This window comes from Lichenifustis flavocetrariae, assembly GCF_026130545.1.
Classification (GTDB): Bacteria; Pseudomonadota; Alphaproteobacteria; order Rhizobiales; family Beijerinckiaceae; genus Lichenihabitans; species Lichenihabitans flavocetrariae.
Genome location: NZ_JAMOIM010000138.1, coordinates 1 through 1,456, shown reverse-complemented (window position 1 = coordinate 1,456; position 1,456 = coordinate 1). Strand labels below are relative to the sequence as shown.

The window sequence follows — 1,456 nt, the reverse complement described above, 5'->3', positions numbered from 1 at the left end:
GGCCGAACGATCAGAAATACGCTTCTGAGCATTTACGGGTGCGGCGACTGTCATCGTGCCGAAATGTGGACATGCCCAATCAGTGCCGTCGTGGATTGAGGCGCATGACCACCTGGATTGTCGATCGGCTTTTGGGGATCTTGCGCCGATCGGCGGGACATGGATCGCCGCTGAAGCCGAGAACGCAGGTGTCCTGCAAGTATGAAGCGGGTTCGATCGCGTCTTACGAGAGCGCAACAGAGTTTGTGAGATCCGGAGCGGGCGGGACAAGGGCTCGCGTGCCATTTCGTTGGCCAGCACAAGAAGCCGGGGAAATAGTGCTGTTCCCTTCCTACCGCCGCGCCCGGCTGACGCGCTCCGGATCTCGAGACAAGGAATGCCGAACGCCGCCACAAGGTTCGCCGCCGCGGCTTTCGGTCCTCGGAATGCCGATCAGGAGTTTATCGCCACCCTGCTCGTCCAGCCGCCCGAGCGATGGTGGGTGGAAGCACCACCAGGACTTCTGTGACCCATGAGGCCTTGCACGCGGCAAGCGCCGTAAAGCGCTCGTGACCTTTCCGGAAATGTTCGGCCGCCATCAACGCATCCGCCAGCCAATTCTGGAGTTAGATCGGGATCATCGCTGCGTGAGTGAGGCCTTGGATGACTTATATCGCGACGAACCTAATCGCGATCTGTTCCGCAGCATTCATCGGCTTGGGGATCAGCGTGCTCTATCACGTCGTTTTCGACGCGGAGCACTGGGACGCTAGCCTCGGGTACAACCTGGGTCTCGCGCTCACCACCTTCATCTCCGAGTTCTGGCTCGCGGCCATTCTCGCCGGCGCCTTGATCCTTGCCCCGGTCGACGCCGATGCGTGGACCATCGCCATTGTGACGCCCATCGTGATCTGGATCGGCTTCGTTGTGCCCGCGCTCGTCGTCTCCTTCAGCGCGCGGCGTCTGCCGCCATCGATGATCGCGCTGGATTGCGCGCACTGGCTGGTCGTGATGGTGGCCCAGTCATGCGTGCTTCATTCCATTGGTCTGGTTCACCCTTGAAGCTCGGCGTATTGGCCAATCGATCGTCTGGCTGTGACGAAGCTGGCAAGTCGCTCCTCTCGGCCTGATAAAGCTTGGTGAAGCGAAGGAGCGCGCCGTCGCGCCCATCTCCGCGTGCGTAAGAGGGTGCAAGACAAAACGACTTCGATGTGCGGTCGTTGAGACAGCGTCGGGACAGCATTGCACTGCACAAACGGTCTTCCAAGGTTCGCAAGCAGTCCTCAGGGCTCCGCCGTGAGCATTCTGGGCTGCACCCGGATCCCACGCAAGTCGCACAGGACGCGATCCACGACAACAAATGTTTGACTCAGTTCCAAGAGGAACAACGACGCCAGAACAAGCGTTTTTCCGCTATGGCAAACCGCACCCAAACCTCTGTTCGTCATGGTGGTACAGGCAGTGTAGCAGCCATAAA

3 protein-coding genes are annotated in these 1,456 nt (G+C 59.9%); 2 read left to right on the top strand and 1 reads right to left on the bottom strand.

Annotated elements, in window-relative coordinates; translation table 11 throughout:
* The first annotated feature begins 376 nt into the window (after positions 1 to 376).
* Entirely contained in the window at positions 377 to 508 is a 132-nt protein-coding gene (locus M8523_RS36285) for a hypothetical protein (protein ID WP_282589641.1), read from the top strand.
* Positions 509 to 642: 134 nt separating this feature from the next.
* Positions 643 to 1,041, top strand: coding sequence for a DUF1761 domain-containing protein (locus M8523_RS36280; protein WP_282589640.1), 399 nt, complete (start codon positions 643 to 645; stop codon positions 1,039 to 1,041).
* Between the two features lie 221 nt (positions 1,042 to 1,262).
* Here the strand turns inward: M8523_RS36280 and M8523_RS36275 are convergent.
* On the bottom strand, positions 1,263 to 1,456 hold a 194-nt coding region (locus M8523_RS36275; protein ID WP_282589639.1), incomplete at its 5' end, for a hypothetical protein.